Here is a 20,548-nt window from a genome sequence, read left to right on the forward strand (position 1 = left end):
GACATCAGTTGGGTCCCCGTTTTCGCGGGGATGACGAACGGTTTTTCAGTCAAATGCGATCACACCCTAGCCCCGCGGCTTGCTGAACCAGAACGGAGGCATCGCGCGTTTGCGTGGCCAGATTTCGTCGAGCGTATCGCTCTCGTAGAGGCGTCCGTTCTTCATGACCTGCCGGATCGACAGCGTGTTCGCGATGCCATCCAGCGGGTTGCGGTCCAGAATGACGAGGTCGGCATATTTGCCCGGCTCGAGGCTGCCGAAGTCGGCGTCCCGTCCGATCGCGCGGGCACCGTCGATCGTCGCGGCGCGCAGCACTTCCAGCGGCGTCATCCCGCCCATGGCATAAGCCTGCATTTCCCAGTGAGTGCCGAGGCCCGGGACTTCGCCATGCGCGCCGAGGCCGAGCAGGCCGCCCATGTGCGTAAAGCGGGCGGCGCTCTTCGCCACATCGGGGAACAGGTACTCGCCCGGATCGCGCCACTCGCGCTGCCAGAATTTCTGGTCGCGGAACCAGTCCGGGGCGAACCGGGCATACTTCGCATCGCCGTGCGGAGCGTCGCGCGCGATGAAGTAGTTCTGCCCCGGAACGCCGCCATGGGTGATCTGCAGGGTCAGCGTATAGCTCGTGCCGCTGCGGGCGAGGAGTTGCAGCACATCGTCATGCAGTGTGGCGGGAGGGATGCTGTGCTCATTGCCTGAAAAGCCGTCGATGATGTGGGTGATGTCCAGCTTGCGGGACAGCGCGCCCTCGGTCGTGGGGTTGAGGCCCAGTTCCCGCGCGGCCTCGACCACCCATTGCCGGGTGCGGCGGTTGCCGGTGCGGTACTGCTTGATGTTGCCGAGGCGGTAATCGTCCCGGTAGCGGGAGAGGACCGCCTTCACTTCGGCCTTCGAGCGGAAGTCGTTGAAGGAAAAGACGGCCGGTCCCGTCGTCATGATGCGCGAGCCGATCATCTGGCCGCTGTCCACCAGGTCCTCGTAAGCCAGCATGTCGATGCTGAGCGAGGAGGGATCGAAGGCCAGCGTCACGCCGTAGGCCAGGTTCGCCGCCGGTCCCCAGTTGTGCATGTCGAGTACGTCGCGGCGGATGTCGGCGACGTGGTCGTGGATGTCGATGAAGCCGGGGACGATCGTTGCGCCTGCCAACTCACGGATCGCGGCATCGGCGGGCACGGGAAAGCTGCCTCGGGGGCCAATGGCGCGGATGTGATCGTCCATGATCAGGATATCGGCGTCAGGGATGACCTCGTCGCCCTTCATGGTGATCGCCCGGGCACCGCGCAGCAGCAGGGTGCCTTGCGGCGTATCGCGCGGAACGGTGACGACGAGCGGCCGCGCCGCGCCGCCGACGTCCGCCGCGCGGGGCGGTGTGCCCGCATCATCGAGCCTGACGCCGGAGAGGGCGCGGCGGTGCAGGGTCGACCCCACAGACCACCATATCGTCCGGCCGTCCTGCGACCATCCGAAGAAGTCGGCACCGACGTCGGTGATGCGGCGGTGCCTGACGGCGGGCGCGGTCAGGTTCACCGTCTCGCCGGCCTTGTCGGGCATGGTGAAGAGATGCAGTTGCTGTGCGATATGGGCGAGCGCCCAGCGCCCGTCGGGGCTGATCCTCAGATCGTCGGCGGACGCGAGGCCTTGCGCGAAATACCAGTTCGGCCCGGCAGCTTGTACGGCAAGGTGGTCGCTAGCACGCCCCCGCCACTTCACGGCATGGACGCCGTCGCTCTCGTTCAGGTAGACTGTGTCCGGCAGCGGCCCGAAATGCGGCGTGCCGCCGATCCGGCCGCTCAGCACGACCTGCTCGCCGTCGCTGTCGCCGTCGTCATCCCCACCTCTGCCCAGCCGCACGAGGTCGGCGCTGCGCAACTGGCCGAATTCGACATAGCTGTTCAGCCGGTCCGCCTGAGGCGATCTGATGACGAGGACCGACGCGCCGTCAGGCGTGAACACGGGGTGCGTGTAGAACGCGGGGGTATCGGTCAGGCGCCGGGCAGGCCCACCGTCCAGCGGCTTCTCCCACACGAAGCCGCCGTCCTGCGCCGTCCAGGTGACATAGAGCAACCGCTTGCCGTCGGGCGACCAGCTGGGATGGAACTGCGGCGTCTCGTCGGCGTCGATGCGCTGCGGGCGTGCGCTGCCCTCGACCGGGGCTGTGTAGAGATGGCCCAGCGCGGAGAAGGCGACCGTCCTTCCATCGGGCGAGAGAGCGGGCGTCTGCATTAGCCGCGCGCGGACAGGGCCGGTCTCCTGCCGGATCGGACGGCGGGTGAGGGGGGCGAGGTCCATGTCGATGCGAGCGGTGAACGGGATGGCCGTCGCCGTGCCGCTGGCGATATCGATGCGGCTGATACCGCCGCCCATGTTCAGTACCAGCACCTTGTCGTCGGGCGTGAAGGCGAAGTGGGGGATGATGTCGCTCCAGGCCGATGCCTGAAGTTCGTCGTGATCGATCCGGATCAGTTCGCGGTCCATGCCGCTGCCGAGATCGCGAACGTGGAGGAACGTCCTGCCCACCCGGCGCATGCCGTAGGCCAGCGTGCGTCCGTCATGCGAGAGGACGGGGCGAAAGGCGCTCGACTGGACGGGGCCGAGCCGAATGTCGCCGATTGCCTTGACGATCGTATCGTCGATGCCGGTCGCGAGGTCGCGGCGGGCGATCTGCCATTCGGCAAGGGTGTCGAAGTCCGGCGATCCCTTGAGCCTGGCGTAATAGAGCAAGCGGCCGTCCGCGCTCGGCATGAGTCCGAGGCTGTTGATCTTGTCCTCTGTCTGGCCAGCATCCGGCCAGTTCGGCAGCGCCGCGGTGCCGAACCTGTCGCTGCCGTCGGCGGCGAAGAGCCAGCCTTCGTAGGCATTGCGGTCCGGCCAGAAGCGGCTGACCCAGGCCGTCTTCCCGTCGCTGGACCAGACGGGGGATACGAATATCGGATCGTCGTCGTAGAAGCTGAGCTGCCGGGCATCACCGCCATCGGCATCCATGACCCACAGGTTCTCGGCTCCCGATCGATCCGAGAGGAACAGGATGCGCCTGCCGTCGGGCGAGAAGGCGGGCTGGCTGTCATAGGCCATACCCCGGCTGATCGGCCTAGCCTCTCCGCCCTTGGCGTCCATGACGTAGATGTCGCCAAGCATATCCAGCACGATGGTCCGCCCGTCCGGAGACAGGTCGATCGAGGCAGCCGTCAGTTCGCTCGTGTCGAAGCGGATCTTGCGGTCGGGCTTGAGCGGCAGCGTTTGTCCGGCCTTGGCCGGGGTGCGCGGCAGGGTTCCGGAGGGACCTTCGGCTGCTGCCCCGCCCGTGGGTGACAACAGGGGCAGCGGTGGCTCGCCGAGTTCCTGCGGACCATGCGCCTGCAGCGGTGTAGTTCCCGTGGCCAGAGCCAGCAGGACGGCATGCGCGATCAGCCGTCGTACCGATATGTCGCGCATGCAGTTCCCGTCATTCAGGTCAGAAGGTCTTGGTAACCGTGCCGATTACCTGACGTCCAGCCCCATAAGTACAGCCCGCCGGGCCCGAGCAGCGCGCGACGTAGAGCTTGTTGAAGATATTCGATCCGTTGACCGCGATGCGCCAGCCCGGAATATCGTAATGGACGATCGCATCGAACAGCGTGGACGCCTCTCCGTAGTAGACCACGGGATTGAACGGGCCGGGCAGGCTGCCCGCGCTGTCGCTGGTGTAGCGCCCGCCGAAGCCGAAGCCCAGACCGCCCAGAGAGCCCTTCTGGATGGTATAGTCCACGAACAGCGACAACTTGTGCTTGGGGGTCACGGGCAGCGGCGCGCCGATTTCTGCAGCAACGTTGCTCTTTTTGACCTCGCTGTCGTTGTAGCTGTAGGCGCCGTTGATCGAGAGCTGGTCGCGCAGGCGGGCGACGAATTCCAGTTCCGCGCCCTTGACCTCGACTTCGCCGGACTGCGTGCCGAAGACCGGGGACACCGACGGTGCCGTCGCCACCACGTTGGTCTGGTTGATCTTGAACACCGTCGCCGTCACCAGCAGCTTGATGCCTTCGCCAAGGCCGCGCGCGTCGTACTTGACGCCGCCTTCCCACTGCTTGCCCGCGCTCGGCTTGTACGGGGCCAGGGTGACGCCGTCGGTGCCGACGACCGGCTCGAACGAGGTCGCGTAGCTGACGTAAGGCGCGAAGCCGCTGTCGGTGACGTAGTTGGCGCCCGCGCGCCAGGTGAACTTCTTCTGCCTCTGTTTGGTGAGCGGGGTATCGACGTCCGCTGCGGCGAAGGGCGTCATGTAGCTCATGCGGACCCAGTCGTACCGGCCGCTGACCGTCAGGTACAGGTTGCCGATCGCGGCATGGTCCTGAAGATAGATGCCGGTTTGCTTGCGCCACTGCGTGTTGAAGCGCGTCGCATAGCCGGGGCGAAGCTGCGCGTCTGTGTAGGTGGTGTAGACCGGGTCGAACAGGTCCACCGTGCCGATCCCGTAATTGAAGGTATAGGCGGAATCGTTGAAGGTGCGGCGATAGTCGACTCCGGCGATCAGGTTGTGCTCGATCGGACCGGTTCCCAGCGTCGCGTCGAACCGGTTGTCGGTGGCGAAGCTGGTGACGTGTTCCTTGTAGGTGAAGTTCGACTGCAGGACCGTGCGATAATCGTCTGGAATACCGTCGAAATTGTTGTCGATCAGACCGCCGCTGCCGTAGATCTGGGTGGGCGTATCTTCGTTATAGCGGCTCCACTTGGTGTTGGAATGGAAGCTGACGCTGCCGAAGTCGTGACTGAAATCCCAGCCCGCGCCCCATTGCCTGCGCTTGTAGAGGTTGTTCGGATCGCCGACGTTGGCGCGGTGCGAAATCTTGCCCAGCGGATTGTCGAGCAGGGTGCCGTAGACCGGCATGAAGCCGTTGGTGTCGCCGCGCACAGTGTCGTACTGATAGTAGCCGAGCAGGGTCAGCTTCGTGTCCGGACCCAGCTTGAGCGTCGCGGTCGGCGCGGCGAGCAGGCGCTCGGCGTGGACGAGGTCGCGTTCGGCATCGCGATTGCGATAGAGGGCGGTGAAGCGCACGTCGAGCATGTCGCTGACCGGCCCGGTCATGGTTCCGGCGATCTGCTTGTAGTCGTCGGTGCCGTACTTCACGCCGATCTCGCCGCCGAATTCGCTGCTGGCGCGCCGGCTGGTCTCGTTGGTAAGGCCACCCGGCGGCGACGAGCCGTAGAGCACCGAAGCAGGCCCCTTGAGCACGTCGAGCGACTGGAAGGCGTAGAGATCGACGCCCACGCTGGAGATCGAGGTGGAGTTCGGCGTCGCCAGCCCGTCCATGTATTCCTTGGGCGTGAAACCGCGCACGGTCAGGAAGTCGAAGCGCAAATCGGGGCCGTAGCTCTCGCCGAAGACGCCTGCGGTATAGCGCACGGCCTGCTGGGCATCGACGAAGTTGAGCAGGTCGATCTGGTCGCGGGTGATGACGGACACCGACTGCGGCGTCTCGATCAGCGGGATGTTCGCCTTGGAGGCCGTGTTGGTGCCTTCCGGCACATAGTGCGGCGCGGTGACGATGATGGCGTTCTCGCCGTCGATCGTCGTGCGGCTGGTGTCGAGGGTGGCCTCGGCGGTCGCGTCCTGCGCGAAGGCGGTGGTCGGCAGCAGCGTCAGCGCGGCGCCGCATAGCAAGGCTTTCCGGACGGCGCTGCGCTCGGCGTGGCTGGAAACGAACCTCATATCTTTATCCCCCTCTGGATATGCCTGCCGCACCGCCCTGGCTCGGTACGCACCAGCCAGCCCGTCGCTTTGGCGTTCGGGCGGCATGGTGTTGCGCTCAAATCATCGCACGCATCATAAAATGACTCTTAGCGAAATTCCGCTGCGTTTAGACGGTCGGATGAGAAAGCTCCGCGACTGCGACACAATTGCAACAGCGATCGTTGCGCGCGCAATCCCGCTGTGTGATGTGTCCGGGTGAGGAGTATGGGCGCGGCGTCCGTGATCGATCACCTCGATCCCAGTATCCGGACGTTCCAGCGCCAGACTTCGGCCGCCATGCCGACGGGGGCGAACGCCGCGCCGTCGCCGAAAAGGTACGTAGGCCAAGCAAACGCGCGGGCCTGGGTGATCGCGCGTCAAGCACCGGGCCGGCGGTCGCCTCCTTGCGAAGGCGACCGCCGGCTTGCGGTCAGGCCGCCGCGTCGAGCGACGCGCTGTCGATCACGAAGCGATAGCGCACGTCGCTGCGCATCATGCGCTCGTAGGCGTCCTCGATCTGCTGGATGTCGATCATCTCGACGTCTGAGACGATGCCGTGCTCGGCGCAGAAATCGAGCATTTCCTGCGTCTCGGCAATGCCGCCGATCAGCGAGCCCGCGATCGTCTTGCGGCCGAAGATCATGCCGCCGACATTGGGCGAGGGGTGCGGATGCTCGGGCACGCCCAGCATGACCAGCGCGCCGTCGCGCTTGAGCAGGCCGATATAGGTGTCGAGGTCGTGGCTCGCCGCGACCGAGTCGATGATCAGGTCGAACGTGCCGGTGTGCGCAGCCATTTCCTCGGCCTCGCGGCTGACCACCGCGCTGTCGGCGCCGAGGTCGATCGCGTCCTTGCGCTTGGCGGGCGTCGAGGTGAAGGCGACGACTTCGGCCCCCATGGCATGCGCGATCTTGATCGCCATATGGCCGAGACCGCCGATGCCGACGACGCCGACCTTCTTGCCCGGACCGGCGTTCCAGTGACGCAGCGGCGAGTACGTGGTGATGCCCGCGCAGAGCAGCGGCGCCACGGCGGCAAGCTGCTCCGCCGGGTGGCTGATCGAAAGGACGAAGCCTTCATCGACGACGATCCCGCGCGAATAGCCGCCCATGGTGTGGCCGGGCGCATCCGCCGTCTTGCCGTTGTAGGTGCCGACGAAGCCGTTCTCGCAATACTGTTCGAGATCGTCATGGCACGAACCGCAGTGGCCGCAGCTGTCGACCATGCAGCCGACGCCGACGGTGTCGCCGACCTTGAAGCGGCTGACTTCGCCGCCCACCGCGCTGACGGTGCCGACGATCTCGTGACCGGGAACGCAGGGGAAAAGGGTGCCGCCCCACTCGCTGCGCACGGTGTGCAGGTCCGAGTGGCACACGCCGCAATAGCTGATGTCGATCGCGACGTCGCGCGGGCCCGGCTCGCGCCGTTCGATGGTCATGGCTTCGAGGGGCTTGTCGCCGGCATGTGCGCCATAGGCGTTGACTTGCATGGAATGTCCTTGCTGTCGGAGGAAAATGGAAACTGGATCGGCACACGTGCCGCAAGTGCGAGATAGGCGCTTATCGCGCCAGCGATTAGTGTGGGATTTCTTCACGTCGCGATGAGTGGTGCTCACTATGGCGCGACAACTTCACCCCCACCCCGTCATTGCGAGCGCAGCGAAGCAATCCAGGGCGGTTTAAAGCTGCCCTGGATTGCTTCGCTGCGCTCGCAATGACGAAGGGTGGCGGGCGGGATTGCGCAGGCCCCGGTCGCTCGACAGGATAGCCCTCTCGCGATCGCGGCGATTCTTTGTCGGCGCGACCGTGCAAGACACCAAGTTCAGGGGCTTCATCACGATGCGCTTTTCGATCCCGGTCCTGCTTTCCCTCGGCGCCAGCCTGCTCGCATCGAGTACCGCGCAGGCGAAAGGCCATCCCGAGGCGGAAGCGCAAGTGCTTGACCTGTCGAAGCGCGCCATCGCTCTTCGCTCGGTGCAGGGGCCGGGCAACAAGACCGGCGAAGTCGCGGCGCTGTTCCGCGATGCGCTGCTGAAAGCCGGGTGGACCGCCAGCGACATCGAGATCGTGCCGCTCGGCGACACCGCCTACCTGATCGCGACGTGGAAGGGCAGCGACCCCGGCCTCAAGCCCCTCGTCATTTCCGCGCACATGGACGTGGTCGAGGCGAAACCGGAGGATTGGGAGCGCGATCCCTTCACCCCGGTGGTGGAGAACGGCTATCTCTTCGGGCGCGGCGCCAGCGACACCAAGTTCGAGGCGGCGCTGGCGCTGTCCTCGGTGATCGAACTGCGGCGCGAAGGGTTCCGGCCGAAACGCAGCATCGTCATCGCCTATTCGGGCGACGAGGAGACGACCATGGATACCTCCAAGGTCATCGCCGAGCGGCTGAAGGGCGCGGAACTGGTGCTCAACGTCGACGGCTCCTCGGGCACGCTGTCGGAGGCGGGCAAGCCGCTCTACTGGAGCTGGCAGGGGGCCGAGAAGACTTACGTGGACTACAAGGTCGAGGTGACGAACCCCGGCGGTCACAGCTCCGCGCCCCGGCCCGATAACGCGATCGTGCAACTGGCGCAGGCGATGGAGCGGATCGGCGCCTATCGCTTCAAGCCCGAACTCAACGACGTGACGCGCCAGTACTGGACCGGCGCCACGAAGATCGAGCCCGACCCCAAGCTCGCGGCGGCAATGAAGGCCTTCGTTGCCAATCCGAACGATCCGGCAGCGTTGCAGGTGCTGCGCGCCAATCCCGCGACGGTCGGGCGCGTGTCGACGACTTGCGTGCCGACGATGATCTCGGGCGGCCATGCCCAGAACGCGCTGCCGCAGAGCGCGACGGCCAACATCAACTGCCGTATCTTCCCCGGCCACACCCGGCCCGAGATAATGGCGGAACTGGAGAAGGTGGCGGCGATGCCCGCGGCGAAGTTCACCGACGTGACCGGCGACGATTCGGTCGAGGCGCCCGCATCGCCGGTGCGGCCGGACTTCGTGGCGGCAGTGGGCAAGGCGGTAAAGGCGGCCTGGGGGCCGGTGCCGATCATCCCCTCGCAGTCCTCGGGTGCTTCGGACTCGATGTGGTATCGCGCGCTCGGCGTGCCGAGCTATGGCGCCAGCGCCTCGATGATCCGGGACTCCGACGAATTCGCCCATGGCCTCAACGAGCGCATCGGCCTGCTGAACATCGCGCCGGGCGTGGTCTACTACACCACCTTGCTGACGGACCTCGCGGGCAAGTGAGGGCGGCGGCGCTCGCTGCGGCTCTGGCTCTTGCGGGGCTGGCTGCTCCGGCGAGCGCGGCGTCGGTCTATGTCAGGGCAGGGCGCTTGCTCGACGTGGAGAGCGGCACTGCCAGCACCGGGCAATGCGTGCTGGTTGAGGGCGAGCGGGTGGCGAGGGTCGAGCCTTGCGCCGTGCCGCCGCCGGGTGCCGAAACGCTCGACTGGTCGGCCTATACGGTGCTGCCGGGGCTGATCGATCTCCACACGCACCTCGCCGATACCGGGCAGAGCGCCGACGTCGCCGCGCCGCTCAAGACTTCGCCGCAACTGACGGCGCTGATCGGCGCGCACAACGCGAAAGTGACGCTGGAGGCGGGCTTCACCACGGTGCGCGATGTCGGCACCTATCGCGGGCTGACTGACGTGGCCTTGCGTGATGCCATCGCGCAGGGGCTGGTGCCGGGGCCGCGCATGTTCGTCGCGGGGGCCTACATCACGTCGCCGGGCGGCGGCGGCGAACTCAACGGCATCGTGCCCAACGACCAGCTTCCCGCCGACATGCGCCTCGGCGTCGTCCACAATGCCGGTGAAGCGCGCGAGAAGGCGCAGTACCTGTTCGATCACGGCGCCGACTTCATCAAGATGATCGCCACCGGCGCGGTCCTCGCGATCGGCACCGAGCCGGGGCAGATCGAATTGAGCGACGACGAGATGCGCGCCGTCGTGGACGTCGCGAAGGCGCACGGCAGCTACGCGACCGCCCATGCCCACGGCGCGGCGGGCATCAAGGCGGCGATCCGCTCCGGCGTACACAGCATCGAACACGCCAGCCTCATCGACGATGAGGGCCTCGCCATGGCGAAGAAGGCGGGCGTCTGGCTGGTCATGGACATCTACGACGGCGACTGGATCGACGAGCAGGGTACGCGCGAAGGCTGGCCGCAGGAATACTTGCGCAAGAACCGCGAGACGACGCAGCAGCAACGCGACGGCTTCGCCAAGGCAGTGAAGCGGGGTGTGAAGCTAGGCTTTGGCACCGACGCGGGTGTCTATCCGCACGGGCTGAATGCGCGGCAGTTCGCGTACATGGTCCGCTACGGGATGACCCCGGCGCAGGCGATCCGGGCCGCTACGATCGATGCCGCCGCGCTGATCGGGCATGAGAAGGAACTGGGCTCGATCGCGCCGGGCAAGTTCGCCGACATGATCGCAGTGGAAGGTGATCCGCTGTCCGATGTGCGTGTGCTGGAGCAGGTCGTCCACGTGATGAAGGCCGGTGCGGTAGCGAAGTAGTCCGATGGTCGAGGTGCGTTAGGGTATCTTTAGGTGCCGTTGAGTGCCGTTATGTAGCCGGGAGGTCCGCATGGTCGCAGCAATGTTTTCACGCAGGCAAGCGGCGGCCGGGCTGGCGGTCCTGCCGCTGGTCCCGGCAACCGTCCGCGCGGCGCCCTCGCGGCTCGACAGGGTGATGGTGCAGGGGCGTCCGCAGGATACGGCCTCGCTCTACAAGGTGCGCAACATATTGCCTGCGCTGGATAAACTTGGCGGCCTGCGGCGAATGCGATGCCGGGAGCCCTACAGCGGGACGCCCGGATGGAACACGTACATCGGTCTCGCGCGGGCGGGCGTGACGTTCTGCTTCACCCTCTCCGGCCGGGAAATCGCAAAGTCGATCGCCGATCTCAAGGCTTTCGCCGCTCAGGCTCCCGGTGCGATCTGGGCCATCGAATTCCCGAACGAGCCCGATCTGAATCCTGTAACCTACAACGGCGTTCGCGATCCGCGTCTAGGATTTAGAACCGGAAATGCTCCGGCATTTATTTCGTATATCAAAGACTTCTCGGCAGAATTTAAAGCAGAATCAAGACTGAAAACGATTCCCCTCATCGCCAGCAACGACTTCATGCAGGCAGACCAGGGGCCTTTCACGACTTACGGCAACGCCCATATCTACCCCAGCCCCACAACCGTGGTAGCGGACCGCCTGAAGGGCTTCGGCAAGAAGATAGAGGCAGGTCGCCATACACAAGGCGTGATCACCGAATGGGGCAGAACCACGGGTGGAAGCGCGAAAAACGTTACTTCTCCGCCGGTTTCGCTGGACCAGCAGGCCAGCCTGCTCGCCTCCGATGTTGAGGCTGCGCTCGCCCAGCCCTTCATCCGCGCGATCAGCCTTTACGAACTGTTTTGCTGGGCCGGACCCGGCGAGATGAACAACTTCGGCCTGTTCAACGCCGACCTGACTCCGCGCCCCGCTGTCGCCGCGATCCTGGCCGTAATCGGCTGAAAATTAGCGAAAACGTCGGTACATCCCACCGAAACCCAGCGCCATTCCGCGACTGTCGGCAATGACCTCATGCGCGCAATTATGCCCCGGAGCCCCGGTCACGCCGCCGCCGGGATGTGTTCCCGCGCCGCACATGTAGAGCCCCTTGATCGGCCCCCGATACGCGCCATGCCCCAGCACCGGCCGCGCCGACCACATCTGGTCGAGCGTCAGATTCCCGTGCATGATGTCTCCGCCGACCAGCCCGAATTTGCGCTCCAGCCCCTTGGGACTGAGCACCTGTCGTCCCAGGATCGAGGCGCGGAAGCCCGGTGCATGCGCCTCCACCGTGTCGATAATGGCATCGGCGGCCTTGTCCTCCTCCATGTCCCAGTCGCGTCCATCGGGTAGTTCGGGCGCGAATTGCTGGCAGAACAGGCTGGCGACATGCTGGCCCGGAGGGGCGAGGCTGTCGTCCACGGTAGAGGGGATCAGCATCTCGACGATAGGCTTGCGCGACCAGCCGAACTGCTTGGCGTCGATGAAGGCGCGGTCCATGTAATCGAGGGTCGGGGCGATGATGATGCCGGACTGATGATGCTCGCCGGGCTCGGGAAGGCAAGTGAAGCGGGGTAGTTCCGAAAGCGCCACATTCATCCGGAACGTGCCGCTTCCCGCCTTGAAGCCCTTCATCCGCCTCCGGAAGTCGGCATCGAGGTCGGTGGGCGCGATCATCCGGTCGTAGAGCAGCTTCGGCCCGACATTGGCGATCACGCGGGGTGCGGCGATCTCCTCACCGCTTTCCAGGCGCACGCCCGCGACTTTGCCGCCATCGACCATGACCTGAGAAACCGGCGCTTCCAGACTGATTTCGACACCGAGGTCGCGGCAGACTTTGGCCATGATCTGCGTGATCGCGCCCATGCCACCGACGGAGTGACCCCAGGCGCCTTTCTTGCCGTTCACCTCGCCGAAGACATGGTGCAGCAGGACGTAGGCGCTGCCGGGCGTGTCAGGCGAGGCATAGTTGCCGACCACCGCGTCGAAGCCGAACGCGGCCTTCACGGCCTCGCTCTCGAACCAGCCGTCCAGCAGGCTGCGGGCCGACTTGGTGAACAGGTCGAGCACGTCGCGCTGGGCTTCCATGGACAGGCCAGCCAGCTTGCGCCCCTGCAGGGCCGCATCGACCAGCGCGCGCCAACCACCGCCTGCCTCGGGCGGGGTCCTAAGAGCGAGGTCGCGCAGCACCTCGGCGACGCCTTCAAGGGCATCGTAATAGGCCGGGAGAACATCGGCGTCGTGCGCGGAGAAACGGCGGAACTCCGTCTGTGTGCGCTCCAGTCCGCCGCCGAGCTTGAGGTAGCCGCCATCCTCTTGCGGCAGGAGATTGCTTATGGGCCGCTCGATCACGCGGTAGCCGTGGTCGGCAAGGCGCATGTCGGCGATGACCTTGGGCTGCAGCAGGCTGACCGTGTAGCTGGCGACCGAGTTGCGAAAACCGGGGTGGAACTCCTCCGTCACCGCCGTCCCGCCGACGATGTCCCGCCGCTCCAGAATGCGCACCTTTAGCCCTGCGCGGGCGAGATAGAAGGCGCAGGTCAGGCCGTTATGGCCGCCGCCGATGATGAGTGCGTCGTAACGGTCGGTCATGCGGTCCTGCTCCAGCCGGGGGCGGGGGAATGTTCGAAGCGGGCAGCGGGAATGATCTCCCGCATACGCTTGCAGAAGTGGCGCAGGCAGACCTCCTTGTCGGAGAGCGGCCCGATCGAGAAACTGCGCGACGCCATGCCCGCCTGCACGCGGGTGATGAGCGCGGTATCCTCTGCGTTCACCTCGCGATTGATGCGCCAGTTGAGGTAGCGCGCCGCCTTCATTTCGCGCCGGTGATCATCGAGGACATAGCTGATCTCGCGGATAATGCTGGTGGTCGGGCTGACCGGAAGCCATTGCATGAAATCGACCTGATCGGGATAGACGTCGAAGGCGACGTTCGGCCACAGCTTGAAATAGAGCCAGTGACGCTGCCGTTCCGGCGGCAGGTGCGGCACCGGCGGGAGCAGGCGCTGGTACATCCGCTCCGACCAGTTGGCGGAGGGCATGTCCATCAGGTCGCCCCACATGCGATCGACGTTTGCCTCAGCCTCTACGCCATAGCTGCGACCGAACAGCCGTGTGAGGCCCGGATGGGCGACCGGGATGTGCAGCCCGTCGGAATAGTTGTCGCCTATGTTCTTCCAGTTCACATCGCGAGGGCGCAAGGTCACGCGGCCGAGCGCCTTCAATTCGCGGAAGCGATAGGGTGCCACCATCTGCTCGTAAGGCGCCATCATCCGGGCCACCGATGGGCCGCCGTCATTCACCAGCCGCACGAAGACGAAACTACTCCAGACCTCGATCTCGACCGGTGCAAGCCCGTGCCCGGCCTTGTCGAAAGCACGGTAGCTGGCGCTGTCCGGCACGCCGGTCAGGCGACCGTCGAGGTCGTAAGTCCAGGCGTGGTAGGGGCACACCAACTTCTTCGCGCAGCCGTTCGAACCATCGACGATGCGCGAACCGCGGTGTCGGCACACGTTGGTGAAGGCTCTCAGGGCATCGTCCCTGCCGCGCACCACGACCACGCTCTCGCCGATATAGTCGAGCGTGTGCCAGTCGCCGGGGTTGGGGATGTCGCTTTCGTGGCAGACGATCTGCCAACTGGGCGCGAACACGCGCTCCTTTTCCGCCTCGAAGAATTCGGCGTCGGAGTAAGTCCACGCGGGCAGGCTCCAGCCTTCCAGCGGATCGGTCATGGGGGCGTCGGCGACTTGCGTTGCCATGGCGGGCTCCTTGCTATACGATCGTATAACAAGCATATGGCCCAGCATCAATCCTTCACGCGGGAGCATCCCGACGAACGCCGCCAGAGCCTGGTGGAGGCTACCGCCAGGTGCCTTGCACGACATGGCGTAGCCGGGACGTCGGTAAGGGCGATCTGCGCCGAGGCGGGTGTCTCGCCGGGGTTGCTGCGCCATTACTTCGCAGGCGTGACCGATGCGATCGCACAGGCCTATCGTTGGACCGGCGGCCGCGTAGAGCAAGCGCTGGCGGATGCGGTGGCCGCCGCGGGCGAGGAGCCCCGCGCGCGACTTCTGGCCTATCTGTCGGCCAGTTTCCGGCCGCGGATCGCCGATCCGGCCCTGCTCGCGACATGGCTTGCGTTCTGGAGCATGACCCCGGTGAATGACGGGATCGGCCAGCTACATCAGCAGATATACGGTCAGTTCAGGACGGGTATCGAGGAGCTTATCCTCGCAGTGAATCCCGCCATGGGCGATGCCCGATTGCCTGCGATCGCCCTGACTGCGCTGATCGATGGCCTGTGGTTGGAACTTAGCCTGGGCAAGGCGCCGTTTACGCCTGACGAAGCAGAAGGGCTCGTCGAAAAGTGGCTCGATGCGCTGCTTTAGGTTTCGCGGCGGGTCCAGAGCCAGATCGGCAGGCCCAAGGCCATGAGGATGAAGCTCATCCCGCTCGCGCCGATGCCTGCGCCCCACAAGGCCCACAGCGCGTAGAGCGTGCCCAGAGCGGCGAACGGACGACAGACCCGCAGTTTCCACGCGGCCAGTGCGCAGGCGAGGTAAAGCCAGAGGGTCGCCGAAGTGGACAGCAGCAGCAGGTATTCGAACAGGCCGCGCATGGAGCGCAATCCGTTCATGATCACGAAAAGCGTCGTGATTCCGGTCGATACCACAAGCGCGCGGCGGGGCGTTCCCTCGCCATCGGTGGAGGCAAACCACCGGGGAAGTAGTCCCCGAACTGCCATGTCGCGTGACAGTTCGGCTTCGAGCAGGGTCCAGCCATTCAGGGCTCCGACGCAGCTGACCACGGCGAAGAGCGTGACCATGGCGGCCGCCGATCCGTTCCAGTAGCGCGCGACGAACGTGGCGAACGGCGCAGGGGACGCGGCCGCGATGCTCATCGGCAAGAGCATCGCGATGGCGGAGCAGACGATAAGGTACAGCAATCCGGTTAGTCCCGTTCCCCATAGCGTGGCGCGGGCAATGTTCACTTGCGGATTGCGTACCCGCGCCGCGACGATGCTGGCGGATTCGAACCCCAGTAAAGCCCACAAGGTGAGCGTCGCCGACGCATTTATGGATCCCGGTGTGATCGGCACGGCATCGAGCGGCATGACCTGGGCTTCACCGTTGAACAGCAGCCTTGCCGCTATGACGATCACGACGAGCAGCGGCACGATCTTGATGGCTAGGGTCGCGATCTGAAAACCGCCGGCCGACCGCAAGCCGCGCAAGTTGATGAGAGCGGTCAGCCACAAGAGGACGATTGCCGCCAACGCAGGTCCGAATGGGGCGGCTGACAGGGCTGGAAGTACGCTCGACATATAACTGACTGCGGCTACGGCGATCGTCGCAACCGCAGTCCAGATAGAGACGAGGTAGATCCAGCTGACGAAGAAACCCGTCATCTGACCGAATGCGACGGACACGAAGCCGGCTGGACTTCCCGCGCCGGGTTCGGCCTTGGTCAATCCGGTGAGTACGTAAGCTAGGACCAGGACGCCTGCGGTCGTCACGATCCATCCAGCGACCGCGTTCCAGCCAAGCGGGGCGAGACTGGCCGGCAGGAGAAAGACGCCGGAACCGATCATGTTGCCCATGACCAGAGCCATCGCGGCAAGGAGCCCGAGATGCTCCTTGCCGAGGCCGGTGCCATCGCTGGCGGTGCTCACTCCCGCGGGCGGACCGGTATCGTCTCCTGCGACGTCCAAGCGATCAGAAGTCCCGTCCGATCTTCAGCCCGATCACGCGTGGCCGGATCACATAGTCGTAGAACACGCCGCCCGTACCGGTCTGCCCCAAGGGATCGCCACAGGTGGTTTCAAGGCATTGGACGGAGCTGTTGATCACCCCGTTGCTGTCGAACATGTTGTTTGCATAAATATCAAAGCGCCAGATATCATTCTTTATACCGATACTGAAGTCTGCGGTGGTGTAGGCGGCGAATTCGCCCTTGATGGCGTTCTCTGCATTGCGCAGATCGCTGCGTCGCTTGCCGATGTAATTGACTGCGCCCTGGATATGACCGGTCCATTCGCCGATCGGGAATTCGTAGCGAGCCAGGGCATTGCCCTTGAAGCGCGCGGTGATCGGCAGATGCGTTCCGGCTTGAGCCAGGCGGGTGTTCCCGTCGGGAATCGAGCAATCGAACGTGGCATTGGCGATGAGGCAGAAATCCTTGGTGATCTTGGCATCGTTGTAGCTGCCCGAGGCATTGAGCGTCAGCCCGCCCTCGCGGTAGCCCATGTCGAATTCGACGCCGTAAATCCGTGCCTGACCCGCGTTGCGGATAAGCGTCAGCCCGTTTTCACCAAGGAATGATAGCTGGATGTTGCTCCAGTCTTCGCGGAACATCGCATAGTTGAAATGGAACGCGCCGATCTGGCTCTTCCAGCCGAATTCGTAGTTGTCCAGCGTGTCCGGCGCATAAGGTGGCTGACCGCCGCGACGATTGATCCCGCCAGGGCGGAAGCCGCGCGACCAGGTGGCATAGACCAGCCAGTCAGGCGTCAGCTTGTAGGTCAGGTTGGCCTTGTAGATAGATCCGGTGTCCGACGTCTTGGCATCGAGGTTGGTGCATGGCGAACCGGCGACCTTCGCCTCTTCGAAGCAGGCAGCGACGCCGGTGCGCGGCGAATAGCCGGCGCTGTAGCCGAAGAACCCTACGAGCGAGTTCTTGTACTTGTAGACCCGCAGGCCGCCTGTCGCGGTAAGCTGGTCGGTGATGTCGAAACTCAGTTCGCCGAAAGCGGCATAGTCGCGGTCCACGCGTTTCTGGCGGGTGAGCCAGATATCGCTTTCGGTGCCGGGCACGGTGATGGCGTCGGCGATGCCGTCGATGATGTAGTTCTGCGTAATTTCATGGACCTGGCGCTGGGCGAAGAGCCCTGCCATCAGGCGCAGGCGGCTATCCTGCGGCGAAGAGATACGCAGTTCGCCGAATTGGCGGCGGTATTTGTCACGCCCCTTGATGTACTGGTTCGGGCTGACGAGATCGCCCGCATTGTCGTAGAGGAACTCGCCCGAGCCATATAGCGCATCGTAAAAGTAAGAGTAGTCCGAATAGTCGGACTCCGTGCGGTCCTTGCGGTTGAGGATGCCGCCCGTGGCGACGAGGTCCCAGTTGCCGATCTTGCCCTCGATGGTGAGGGCGGCCTGATACCATTCGTCCTTGCTGCTTTCGGGGTTGTACTGGACGGTCTGGAGCTTCTTGCTGACCGCGCTCGAGCGTTCCTGCGCGAAGCTGCCGTTGACCTTCTGGACCTGCCCCATCAGCGTCGGGGTGATCGTCCAGTCGTCGTCCAGTTCGATGCCCAGCGCCATGCGGGCGCCGTAAGTGTCGACGTCGTTGTAATTCTTCTCGACGAGGTCTGCGTTGGTCTGGGTTATGCCCGAGACCGGGTATGTCCGGCTGCCGGCGATGTTGTCGATATAGCCGCCGTCATGCCGATACCAGCCGACAACGCGCAGGGCCGAGCGGTCGGACAGCCTGAAGTTCAGGAACCCCTGCGCCACGCCGCCGACATCGCCGTGGGCGACGGAGTTCAGTTCCATGTCGGCCGCGCCGTAGGTGCCCGAGTAGTCGGGCTTGTTGGTCACGATCTTGATCGTCCCCGCCATCGAGCTTGCGCCGTAGATGGTGCCTTGCGGCCCCGCCAGCGCCTCCACGCGCGCGATGTCGTAGGCATGGATATCGAGCGCGCCCTGGATGGTCGTGATCGGCATCTCGTCGAGGTAGGTGCCCACGGTCGGCAGCGGACCGGAGTGATTGGCGTTCTCCCCCGACGCCACACCGCGGAAGTAAACCTGGCTGAAGCCGGGCTGAGTAGTCTGGATCGTGACCGAGGGGATGTTCTTGACCGCGTCCTGCAGTTCCTTGACCTGCAACTCGCGCAATTTCTCGCCGCCCAGCGCGGTGATGGCGATCGGCACGTCCTGGAGGTTTTCGGTTCGCTTTTGCGCGGTGACGAGGATGACGCCGTCCTCACCGGCGGCTGGAGCGCTTTGCGCCAACGCAGGTTGCGCTGCAGCAATCGCGGACGACCCGAGCAGCGCGACGACAACGCTGCGACGACAACCAAAACGCGATGAATTCACCCGCTTCCCCCTGTAATTGCCTGATCGGGAAGCGGCCACAATTCATGAGATTTGACAATAGGTCAGCAATCGAACGCTAATTGTGCAGTGCAATGTATGACATTTTCGCCACAATTTTCAGAGCCGCTTCACCGTGTCGCATACGTCTCCGGCAGATCGCCAAGTGCCCGGCGTAGCGGGCCGAGCCAGGCGTCGTAGGGGCGCCACTGGTCCACGCCATCGCGATTGAGGGGACGGCGCACCTGCTCGCTCGACGCGGTTCGAACTGCCCTGTCGTTGCGATGGAACTGAAGGCACCCCTCCTCGAAATCGAGAGCGAGATAAGCGAGAAGGGCGCGTACTTCCGCTTCGGGATCGTCCAGCAAGCGCTCATGAATTACCCGATGGATCCGTCCGGGCATGATCACGTCGTAATGTGCCATGGCGCGGACATATTCGGCATAGTAGCGTCCGATGTGCTCCAGATCGTAAGAGAACGCCTGCCCTTTCGCGAAATGCTGCCGGAAATTCGAGAAGCAGCAGTCCAGCGGAGCGCGGCGAGCGTCGATGATCCTGGCATTGGGGAGGATTGCGGCGATGAAGCCTGCATAAGCCCAGTTGTTGGGCAGTTTGTCGATGTAGAACGGCTTGTCTGTCTTGCGCTGGATGCGGGTGCGCTCGATGAACTCGGCGCCCAGTTCGGCAAGGCGGGAAGGGGGCATCGCGGCGAGCGCTTCCGGCCATTCCCGTGCGCTGCTGCCATAGGCCTGTGCTTCCCGCATGGCCATGGCTGGAATGTCTGGGAGTTCCATGGTGCCTTCCACCCGGGAATGGCTCGACAGAATCTGTTCGATGAGCGTGGAGCCTGCGCGCGGCAGGCCGAGGATGAAGAGTGGGTCGGGGCAGGGATGGCCTGCCCCCTCGATCCGGGCAAGCAGTGTGGGGGTTACCGCTGCGATCACGGCATTCACCTGTTCGCGCACGACCTTCGGATCGAAATCGAGCTGTTCGCGGCGCACACGATTACCCGTCTCGTAGTGCTTGAAAGCGAGGTCCGCCACATTGCGATCGTCCAGCGCCTTGCCAAGTGCAAAGTGCAGGTGCAGGCGGTCGTCGTCAGAGAGCGTCTCGTCCTCCAGCGCGGCTTCCATCGCGGCGAGATCCGCGTCGCTGAACTGCCATGTCTTGAGGTTCGCCAGGCTCCACCAGACTTCCCCGAGCCCCGGTTCGATGGCGATTGCGCGGCGGTAGGCGGCAACGCTTTGCGCCTGCTCGCCCAGCGTCTTGAGAATGTGCCCGTAGCTCATCCAGAGCCTGGCGTGATCCGGAAACGTTTCCGTGAGGTCCGCATAGATGCGCCGCGCTTCGGCATAGTCGCCTATCCGTCCCAGCGCCGCCGCACGCAGGTTCAGATCGCCCGCCTGTGCTTCGCCTTGCGCGAGCACTGTGTCGAGAACGGCGACGGCCTCTGCGAAACGGTTCTGCCGATAGAGCGCGATGGCGAGGTTGGCGCGTGCCGCCGTGAAACCGGGGGCCAGTTCTAGGGCGCGGCGCAGCAGTGCCTCGGCGTCGCGATAGCGGCCGATGCGGCCCGCCAGCTCCGCCATCATCCGGATCGCTGCCACATCGGTGGGCTGGTCGCGAAGCCTTTGTCGCAGGCCGGCTTCCGCCACGGGCAGATCACCGGCGAACAACGCCCGGGCAATGATGACGAGGTCCGGGTCGTGCGCCGAAGCGCGGATTGCGTCTCCTTCGGCCATAATCGCCTCTTCGTCGCGCCCCAGGGCCCGCAGCGCCCGCCCAAGCATCCGGTAGACCACGGCATTGCGGGGTTCGCGCAGGATTCTGGCGCGCAAGACTGGCACTGCGCGTGCAGGGTCGGCAGCGACCAGGGCGGAGATCGAAACGGCGTCGGCGGGGCGGTTCATCTGCGTCCGGTTATGGGCAAGTCACGACATCATCACAAGCACGCCCGCCGCATCGTCCCGCGCTTGTGCATCTTGCAGAATTATGACAGCCTCTCGTGTGACTTGATCGCCGTAAAAGGGATCGTTAGCCGGGCGCTCCGCAGGCCGGGCTGACAACTCCAGGGGGTGAATCTCATGCGCTTAAGTACTGTGCGCAAAGGAATTTTTAGGACGCGATTGCCGGGTCTCGGAGAGTGTGCCCGTGTCGATATGAGTGCAGGCGATGCCGCGCCTTATCTTGAGCGGGACATGTACGTT

General features: G+C 64.7%; 12 protein-coding genes. 4 read left to right on the forward strand and 8 right to left on the reverse strand.

Annotation, left to right across the window (positions count from 1 at the left end):
• Positions 1-66: 66 nt before the first annotated feature.
• From BES08_RS03320 to BES08_RS03330, 3 genes are all read right to left on the reverse strand, one after another.
• Entirely contained in the window at positions 67-3,432 is a 3,366-nt protein-coding gene (locus tag BES08_RS03320) for an amidohydrolase family protein (protein WP_083274577.1), read from the reverse strand.
• Positions 3,433-3,451: 19 nt separating this feature from the next.
• On the reverse strand, positions 3,452-5,683 hold the full coding sequence (locus BES08_RS03325) for a TonB-dependent siderophore receptor (RefSeq protein ID WP_069707698.1): 2,232 nt from the start codon (positions 5,681-5,683) through the stop codon (positions 3,452-3,454).
• A 451-nt stretch (positions 5,684-6,134) separates the two neighbouring features.
• Positions 6,135-7,193 (reverse strand): NAD(P)-dependent alcohol dehydrogenase, encoded by a 1,059-nt coding sequence (locus BES08_RS03330; protein ID WP_036523003.1) that lies wholly within the window; start codon positions 7,191-7,193, stop codon positions 6,135-6,137.
• Positions 7,194-7,542: 349 nt separating this feature from the next.
• Here BES08_RS03330 and BES08_RS03335 point away from each other — a divergent pair, with 349 nt between their 5' ends.
• From BES08_RS03335 to BES08_RS03345, 3 genes are all read left to right on the forward strand, one after another.
• Complete coding sequence (locus BES08_RS03335; protein ID WP_069709139.1) at positions 7,543-8,943, forward strand: M20/M25/M40 family metallo-hydrolase; 1,401 nt, start codon at positions 7,543-7,545, stop codon at positions 8,941-8,943.
• Positions 8,940-10,217, forward strand: coding sequence for a Xaa-Pro dipeptidase (locus BES08_RS03340; protein ID WP_069707699.1), 1,278 nt, complete (start codon positions 8,940-8,942; stop codon positions 10,215-10,217). Before BES08_RS03335 ends, BES08_RS03340 begins: the two co-directional genes overlap by 4 nt.
• Before the next feature lie 70 nt (positions 10,218-10,287).
• Positions 10,288-11,211 (forward strand): hypothetical protein, encoded by a 924-nt coding sequence (locus BES08_RS03345; RefSeq protein WP_036523005.1) that lies wholly within the window; start codon positions 10,288-10,290, stop codon positions 11,209-11,211.
• A 3-nt stretch (positions 11,212-11,214) separates the two neighbouring features.
• On the opposite strand, the gene BES08_RS03350 is transcribed toward BES08_RS03345, so the two are convergent.
• Both BES08_RS03350 and BES08_RS03355 read right to left on the reverse strand, forming a co-directional pair.
• The gene (locus tag BES08_RS03350; RefSeq protein ID WP_036523008.1) at positions 11,215-12,840 is read right to left on the reverse strand and encodes a phytoene desaturase family protein; all 1,626 of its coding nucleotides are present in this window, start codon (positions 12,838-12,840) and stop codon (positions 11,215-11,217) included.
• Complete coding sequence (locus BES08_RS03355; RefSeq protein WP_036523010.1) at positions 12,837-14,006, reverse strand: aromatic ring-hydroxylating oxygenase subunit alpha; 1,170 nt, start codon at positions 14,004-14,006, stop codon at positions 12,837-12,839. The genes BES08_RS03350 and BES08_RS03355 overlap by 4 nt, the downstream gene beginning before the upstream one ends.
• 36 nt (positions 14,007-14,042) lie before the next feature.
• On the opposite strand from BES08_RS03355, the gene BES08_RS03360 reads away from it, so the two are divergent.
• The gene (locus BES08_RS03360) at positions 14,043-14,636 is read left to right on the forward strand and encodes a TetR family transcriptional regulator C-terminal domain-containing protein (protein WP_036523012.1); all 594 of its coding nucleotides are present in this window, start codon (positions 14,043-14,045) and stop codon (positions 14,634-14,636) included.
• Here BES08_RS03360 and BES08_RS03365 read toward each other — a convergent pair.
• The 3 genes from BES08_RS03365 to BES08_RS03375 form a co-directional block, all read right to left on the reverse strand.
• Positions 14,633-15,919: an amino acid permease gene (locus BES08_RS03365; protein ID WP_051586699.1), complete on the reverse strand. Its 1,287-nt coding sequence runs from the start codon at positions 15,917-15,919 to the stop codon at positions 14,633-14,635. The genes BES08_RS03360 and BES08_RS03365 overlap by 4 nt on opposite strands.
• 43 nt (positions 15,920-15,962) lie before the next feature.
• Positions 15,963-18,260 (reverse strand): TonB-dependent receptor, encoded by a 2,298-nt coding sequence (locus BES08_RS03370; protein ID WP_083274578.1) that lies wholly within the window; start codon positions 18,258-18,260, stop codon positions 15,963-15,965.
• 212 nt (positions 18,261-18,472) lie between these two features.
• The gene (locus BES08_RS03375) at positions 18,473-20,251 is read right to left on the reverse strand and encodes a tetratricopeptide repeat-containing sulfotransferase family protein (protein WP_036523016.1); all 1,779 of its coding nucleotides are present in this window, start codon (positions 20,249-20,251) and stop codon (positions 18,473-18,475) included.
• Between the last annotated feature and the right edge of the window lie 297 nt (positions 20,252-20,548).

The sequence above is a fragment of the Novosphingobium resinovorum genome, from assembly GCF_001742225.1.
Classification (GTDB): Bacteria; Pseudomonadota; Alphaproteobacteria; order Sphingomonadales; family Sphingomonadaceae; genus Novosphingobium; species Novosphingobium resinovorum_A.